The sequence below is a fragment of the Thermoplasma sp. Kam2015 genome (genome assembly GCF_003205235.1).
Taxonomy (GTDB): Archaea; Thermoplasmatota; Thermoplasmata; order Thermoplasmatales; family Thermoplasmataceae; genus Thermoplasma.
In genome coordinates, this window is sequence record NZ_QJSM01000029.1 from 1 (window position 1) to 6070 (window position 6070).

Annotated in this window: 8 protein-coding genes and 1 tRNA gene; 4 read left to right on the forward strand and 5 right to left on the reverse strand. The window is 42.0% G+C overall.

What is annotated here, in order from left to right; translation table 11 throughout:
• Window positions 1–256: 256 nt before the first annotated feature.
• Entirely contained in the window at window positions 257–1210 is a 954-nt protein-coding gene (locus DMB44_RS06630) for an NAD-dependent epimerase/dehydratase family protein (protein WP_201796947.1), read from the forward strand.
• A gap of 7 nt (window positions 1211–1217) precedes the next feature.
• Here DMB44_RS06630 and infB read toward each other — a convergent pair whose 3' ends face one another.
• The 5 genes from infB to rpl7ae are packed head-to-tail and all read right to left on the reverse strand — an operon-like array spanning window position 1218 to window position 4197.
• Window positions 1218–2987, reverse strand: coding sequence for a translation initiation factor IF-2 (gene infB / locus DMB44_RS06635; RefSeq protein WP_110642078.1), 1770 nt, complete (start codon window positions 2985–2987; stop codon window positions 1218–1220).
• Window positions 2965–3411 (reverse strand): nucleoside-diphosphate kinase, encoded by a 447-nt coding sequence (ndk, locus tag DMB44_RS06640; RefSeq protein ID WP_110642079.1) that lies wholly within the window; start codon window positions 3409–3411, stop codon window positions 2965–2967. The genes infB and ndk overlap by 23 nt, the downstream gene beginning before the upstream one ends.
• Window positions 3408–3605 (reverse strand): 50S ribosomal protein L24e, encoded by a 198-nt coding sequence (locus DMB44_RS06645; protein ID WP_110642083.1) that lies wholly within the window; start codon window positions 3603–3605, stop codon window positions 3408–3410. The genes ndk and DMB44_RS06645 overlap by 4 nt, the downstream gene beginning before the upstream one ends.
• A 5-nt stretch (window positions 3606–3610) precedes the next feature.
• Window positions 3611–3820: a 30S ribosomal protein S28e gene (locus DMB44_RS06650; RefSeq protein WP_010901525.1), complete on the reverse strand. Its 210-nt coding sequence runs from the start codon at window positions 3818–3820 to the stop codon at window positions 3611–3613.
• Window positions 3821–3831: 11 nt separating this feature from the next.
• A complete protein-coding gene (gene rpl7ae, locus DMB44_RS06655; protein ID WP_010901526.1) occupies window positions 3832–4197 on the reverse strand; it encodes a 50S ribosomal protein L7Ae in 366 nt (121 codons plus the stop codon).
• A 216-nt stretch (window positions 4198–4413) separates the two neighbouring features.
• On the opposite strand from rpl7ae, the gene DMB44_RS06660 reads away from it, so the two are divergent.
• From DMB44_RS06660 to DMB44_RS06670, 3 genes are all read left to right on the forward strand, one after another.
• Window positions 4414–4498, forward strand: a tRNA-Ser gene (locus tag DMB44_RS06660).
• Window positions 4499–4698: 200 nt separating this feature from the next.
• Window positions 4699–5199: a DUF4382 domain-containing protein gene (locus DMB44_RS06665; protein WP_110642081.1), complete on the forward strand. Its 501-nt coding sequence runs from the start codon at window positions 4699–4701 to the stop codon at window positions 5197–5199.
• Window positions 5200–5337: 138 nt separating this feature from the next.
• A partial coding sequence (locus DMB44_RS06670) for an RNA-guided endonuclease TnpB family protein (RefSeq protein WP_153280182.1) occupies window positions 5338–6070 on the forward strand: 733 nt, incomplete at its 3' end.

Consider the following 6070-nt stretch of genomic DNA (forward strand, 5'->3'; position numbering starts at 1 on the left):
TTTATTGTTTACTATAAATTTATAAAATACATTATTCTCTGTGTGTGATGTAAAAGGGTATCGTTTGGGAGAATTATTTCCCAATTAAAATAAAATTTATGCGAATGGATACAACTGATACGGCTGGATTTAAATGCGAAGATTTTTATTTAAATTAGAAAATAATGCTCCATTTTCGCACCCTTTTACATCACACACGATAAAACATAGCATACTTAGATAAAATTGTTTTTATAGAGATTTTCGATGTATAGGTATGATACTTGTAACAGGTTCTTCTGGTCAAATTGGCACTGAACTCGTTCCATATCTTCGAGAAAGGTACGGCAGAAATGAAATCATATCCTCTGATATCACCGATCCGACAGGGACACAGACCGGTTATATAAAACTGGATGTGACTGATCGCGAATCTCTGGAACGAGCCATAGAGAAATACAAAATAACCGATATATTCCACCTTGCCGGTATACTCTCCGCAAAGGGTGAGAAGGATCCAGATCTTGCATATAGGGTCAATCTTAACGGTACATACAACGTTCTGGAGGCTGCTAAAAGACACTCTATCGACAGAGTCATAATTCCAAGCACCATAGGCGTCTTCGGACCGGAAACGCCCAGGACAGGTGTACCAAGCATAACGGTGCTGAGGCCCAGGACCATGTATGGCATAACAAAGGTCGCTGCTGAGCTTCTTGCTCAGTATTATTTTGAGAAATTTGGCCTGGACGTCAGATCGCTGAGATATCCCGGAATAATAAGCTACATGGCCGAGCCCACAGCAGGGACAACAGACTATGCAGTGGAGATATTCTATTATGCAGTTCGCCTGAAGAGATACACATGTTATCTTCGCAGAGATAGACGCCTGCCGATGATGTACATGCCCGACGCTCTTCGTGCACTTGTTGATCTTTACGAGGCAAAATCCGAACAATTGAAGATAAGAAACGGTTATAATGTACAGGCATACAGCTTCACCCCTGAAGAACTGTATGGGAAAATATCTGAACGTATAAATGGTTTTGAGATAGATTACAGACCAGACTACAGAGATGGAATAGCCGCCACCTGGCCCGAGAGCATAGATTCATCAGACGCAGCAAAGGAGTGGGGTTTCAAATTCGATTATGATCTGGATAAGACTGTAGACGATATGATAGAACATATATCGGAAAAACTTGGGATAAGCGGAAAGCACTTCGCTTGATTCAAAATCAGACTCTTGTTCCCCAGAACGGATTTTCCTTTCTCTTTATCTTTATTATTTCTTCCATGGTGTCCATTATATCCTTTTCCATGGGGCTCTTTCTGAGCTCCTTTACCACGTTTTCAGTTATATCTACATAGAGGACGTCATCTGGGAATATCTGCCTGTTCAACGTTACATTGTCTATGGCAACGGCAACCTCAGCCGGGGCGTCCTGAAAACGTACACTGATATCTTCATTTCTTATGCTCTTGATAGTACCGGCGTATTTGCCATCTCCCCTGATCAGATTATCGCCAACCTTTATCTGTCCTGTCTCGACTCTCACACCAACTATCACAGGCTTTGATGCCCTGAATATATACTGAGGGAGTATTCTGATTCTTGATGGGACAGGCATTGACATCTTCCGTCCCTGCAGCAGCATCTTGTTTCTTTCTTCCAGTACCTTCTGTGTATCCTCCACGATCTTGTAAATTATGTCGCCGGTTACTATGCTCACGTCAGATGAAGCCATGGCCTCTCTAGCTTCAGGCAGGACGGATACATTGAAACCAACTATAACCCTGTTAACAGGATCAGACAGCGTTGAAACATCCATTATATCTCTCTTAGTTATGTCGCCGACCTGAGCCTGTCTTATCTTTATCCCTTCCTTGTTCAGTTCATAGCTGATCGCTTCCAACGATCCTATGGCCTCAGCTTTTACGTAAATTCCATTCTCATCCAGCTTTATATCTACCTTGCTCTCCTCTTCGATCTCCCTCATAACCTGTTCCAGATTATCGTTCACTACGATCATTGGAGATCCAGACATCACGTCGATCTTATCGCTTATAAGTACCCTTATTCCCTCAGCTGCTGAAACTCTCTTTACCTCTTTGAGCGATCTCTGGCCTTTGCCTGTATTGACGAATAGCGCCTTCACCTTTGTTACAGCCGGACCATTCTTGGTATTCACAGCTATGGTATCACCTACAGATATGGTACCCTGGTATAGCACGGCATCAAGGGTAATTCCAGCCGATTCCTCTTTTCTGACCTCTATGATGGTTGCGTGTCCATTTATATCCTTGTACTCGATCTCACGTTCCAGAAACCGCTGCGCTAGACCGGCCAAGACCATCAAGATCTCCGGTACTCCTATGTTCTTCTTCGCGCTTACCGGTACGATCGCTACAGTTTTCGTGAAATCAGATATCCTATCAAATCTATCCGAATTTAGACCGAATTCGTAGAGTTTGTTCATTATATTGTATACTCTATTCTCAAGCTCGTTGACGTATTCTGGCCTCTGCTTTCTGATGAATTCGGTGAACAATGTTGTCTTTACATCGGTGAAAAACGGTATGAGATCGATCTTATTTGCCGCTATGATGAATGGTGTCTTGAACTTCTTCAATATATCTATGGACTCCACGGTCTGTGGCATTATTCCCTCGTTTATGTCTATCACAAGGATGGCGAGATCGGCAAGTGCCCCGCCCCTTGCACGCATATTGGAGAAAGCCACATGGCCAGGGGTATCGATAAATAGAAGCCCAGGTATCTTAAGCCCTTTTGTATTGAGTTTCTCAGTTTCCCTGAGTATCGTGCTTATGTCAACAGTCGTTGCTGCTATTCTCTGCGTTATTCCTCCAGGTTCCTTGCTGGCAACAGAGGTACCCCTTATGAGATCCAGCAGTGTGGTCTTACCATGATCCACATGACCCAGAACGCAGACGATTGGCTGTCTCAGTTTAGAGGCAGCCTGACTAGTAGATGACTTCGTCGCCATAGGACCATTCTACTATTTCTTTTTCATTGAAAAATATAGGCACCTCGTGAGAATAGGCCTCAGGAGAGTCAGAAGCGTGTATGATGTTCTTCTCGATGCCCATTGAAAAATCACCGCGTATAGTCCCTGGCTGAGCCTTTGAACCATCTGTGGATCCTGCCATCAGTCTGACTATCTCAATTGATTTCGGACCCTCGAGTATCATGGCGACTATCGGTCCAGATGTTATATAGTTCACAAGATCCTTGAAAAATGGCTTAGATCTGTGTACGGAATAATGATTTTCTGCCTGTTCCTTTGTCATCTGCATAAACTTTAGGGCAATGATCTTCAATCCCTTATCTTCAAGTCTGGAAATTATACGGCCTATAAGCCGTCTCTTTACTGCGTCCGGTTTGAGTAGTACCAGCGTACGCTCTGTCATGATTTTGCCCTCATCTTCTTCAATTCGTGATACTCATTGGTCCACTTGACGTACCTTGGGACACGGTTCAATTCTATCATATTCTTCCTGCACTTGTTGGAACAGAAATACAGTATTGCGCCGTCCTTTCTAACGTACATTATGCCTGTTCCTGGTTCAATAGCCTTTCCACAGAAACTGCAGTTCTTTGCCATGTTGATCACCTGATTGAAAGCTTCTTAGCTTCCCTTGCAGTTTCCATGAGCATCAGGATATCTCCGACCCTTACAGGACCAAGGACGTTCCTTGCTATTATCCTTCCCTGATCTCTCCCTGCAAGTACTCTGACCTTTACGGTCGTCGCTTCTCCGGTCATTCCCGTTCTTCCTATTATTTCGACAACCTCAGCAGGTGTCGCCTCATTGGGCATCTATTTCACCTTCACTTTTTAATCTGCTCAAGCGCAGAAACTATGGATTTATAGAGTTCTTCATTCTTTCCATAATCCACTATGGATACAGATGCGGCAGAGGCTATGCCTACCTTTGATCCAAGATCAGCTTTCTTCTTCACATAGACGTATGGAACCTTCTTGTCTTCACAGAGCGATGGCAGGTAATATACAACCTCAGGTGGGTTTACATCTTCGGCTATAACCACCAACTTGCTCTCGCCTCTCTCTATCGACTTTATAACTTCGTTAGTTCCTTTCTTGACTTTTCCAGTTCTGTATGAACTCTCCACAAGATCCAATGCTTTCTGCGAAACGTCTTCGGGAGTTTCAAACTTCACATAGCTTTTTTCCATATCATTACCTCCTTCATTTCAATCTACGAGCTTTTCCCATATGCCAAACGCATATATATTTTATTTGAAGCGTTATGCATCTGGTTTCAATACCTCGTATGATGCAACGAGATGATGATTAGCAGATATATAACTATTTAGAATGTACTTTTTCGCCAGTTCAGGAAACTTTTATAAATTCAGCTTCCATAAAGGAAAACTGCTTGGCTATTTAAAGCTGGGATAGCCTAGCCTGGTAAGGCGCAGGTCTGGAAAACCTGTGCTCGTTAAGAGCTCGGGAGTTCAAATCTCCCTCCCAGCGCTTCTATTCGATCTCCATAATGTGCGGATATTATGTGGCATGCAACGCCCTTAAATGAATTTGTGAATAATATTGATCGCCATAATTATTATTTATCGTTGTTAATATTCAGATATCTGACCTTATTTTGACTATCTTTTAGTCCTATATTAACTAAGACGTCTAACTATTTCTTAAATACTACCTGCAAATGTATCCTTATGAAAAGATCCTATGTTATCATGGCGGTAGTACTCATACTAATAGTTGCCGGGGTCGGTGGCTACAGTTACTATGAATACAGTGATACGGGTAGAATGGCGATCTCGGTGGCAGATCTACCTATTTCGAATGTATCAGCTGTTTACATCACATTCACCTCGGTGGCGTTGCACAGCAATACCAGCGGATGGCAGAACTTCACCATTGATAAGACCGTTAATATCTACGATCTCACAACAAGCAATGCTTCTCTGCTAACCAATATATCGATCCATGCTGGGAAATACACGATGATACGTCTTTATATCTCAGATGTCAGCGTGAAGATACTTGGAACGAATGTAACATTCAGCCTGAGTGCACCGTTTGCTTTTATAAACCACCCGTTCACAGTTTCTGCACATTCAACAACTGGAATAATAATAGAGTTCGATCTGCATTCAGATCTGAACCTGCAGTCAAAGATCTTCACACCCTATGTGGGCTATGTGGTAAGCTGATTTCTAAAGATCTGATGCAGATTTTTATAGGAAGGTTAGGAGTTTGAGGGAAGCAGTAAAACTCCGACCTTCAGGGAGGAGATACACGGACTTCCCTCAATGGAAATATTTATACTCAATTTACCGTACCTATAGATAGTGATAACAGCCACCAAAGTGAAGCTATATCCAAATGTAAAACAGAAAGTATTACTGGAGAAGCACTTTGGCAGCTGTAGATTCGTATACAATTACTTTCTAAAAAAGAGGGATGAATACTATATAACGCATAAGGATGCTAAAAAATCCTCTTTGAACTATTTAGACACAGCGAACATGCTTATGGAACTTAAGAAGAAGTATCCATGGTTGTACGAAGTTAATTCTCAATCTTTACAGATGTCTCTACGCTTTCTTGATAATGCATTCAAGAACTTCTTCCATAGGAACGCTGAACATCCTAAATTCAAAAAGAAAGGTATTAACGAATACTTTGCAGTACCACAGCACATCAAAATTCAAGGAAACAGGATCTATTTCCCGAAGTTCTCTGAAGGCATATACTTCAAGGGCTCTGAGAAGAAGCTGTCCGAGATTAAAGACATCAACGAGATAATAATAACCAAGGATTCAGGATACTACTACTGCTCCATAATATATGAAAATGAGGAAGAACTACCAGAGAAGAAGCCATTATCAGCAGAGAACTCCGTTGGCATAGATCTCGGAATAGAGAAGTTCGCAACTCTATCGGATGGAACGATGATAGAGAATCCAGGATTCATAAAGAAGGTAGAGAAAAGAATAAAGCGTCTTCAAAAACAGCTATCGAAAAAGGAGAATGGATCGAAGAATAGAAGGAAGCATATACTTAAATTACAGAAGGAGTACA

Bases quoted from the DNA above. Each gene is read 5' to 3' on its own strand.
- rpl7ae (WP_010901526.1), bottom strand. From the start codon at position 4,197: ATGGAAAAAAGCTATGTGAAGTTTGAAACTCCCGAAGACGTTTCGCAG.
- DMB44_RS06645 (WP_110642083.1), bottom strand. From the start codon at position 3,605: ATGGCAAAGAACTGCAGTTTCTGTGGAAAGGCTATTGAACCAGGAACA.
- infB (WP_110642078.1), bottom strand. From the start codon at position 2,987: ATGGCGACGAAGTCATCTACTAGTCAGGCTGCCTCTAAACTGAGACAG.
- ndk (WP_110642079.1), bottom strand. From the start codon at position 3,411: ATGACAGAGCGTACGCTGGTACTACTCAAACCGGACGCAGTAAAGAGA.
- DMB44_RS06650 (WP_010901525.1), bottom strand. From the start codon at position 3,820: ATGCCCAATGAGGCGACACCTGCTGAGGTTGTCGAAATAATAGGAAGA.
- DMB44_RS06665 (WP_110642081.1), top strand. From the start codon at position 4,699: ATGAAAAGATCCTATGTTATCATGGCGGTAGTACTCATACTAATAGTT.
- DMB44_RS06630 (WP_201796947.1), top strand. From the start codon at position 257: ATGATACTTGTAACAGGTTCTTCTGGTCAAATTGGCACTGAACTCGTT.